The organism is Pseudomonas sp. 32_A (assembly GCF_017490905.1).
GTDB classification, from domain to species: domain Bacteria; phylum Pseudomonadota; class Gammaproteobacteria; order Pseudomonadales; family Pseudomonadaceae; genus Aquipseudomonas; species Aquipseudomonas inefficax.
Genome location: NZ_JAFGYI010000534.1, coordinates 1 through 232 on the forward strand (window position 1 = coordinate 1; position 232 = coordinate 232).

The window sequence follows — 232 nt, forward strand, 5'->3', positions numbered from 1 at the left end:
GGATAGTGGCTGAGTGTCTACACTGTAAGACCGAGTCGCCTTCTTCGCGGGTAAACCCGCTCCCACAGGGCCCTCGCAGCTTTTTAGGCTTGCGCGGCCCCTGTAGGAGCGGGTTTACCCGCGAAGAAGGCGACTCGGTCTTACAGTGTAGACACTCAGCCACTATCCGGGTGCGAGCATCAGGTTCGGTGCCAGGCGATGAAAGCCCTCCTCGTCCAGGCGAATGTCCAGC

The 232-nt window shown here is 60.3% G+C and carries 1 protein-coding gene; it reads right to left on the minus strand.

What is annotated here, in order from left to right:
• Positions 1–162: 162 nt before the first annotated feature.
• A partial coding sequence (locus tag J5M58_RS28225) for a formate dehydrogenase accessory protein FdhE (protein WP_243432471.1) occupies positions 163–232 on the minus strand: 70 nt, incomplete at its 5' end.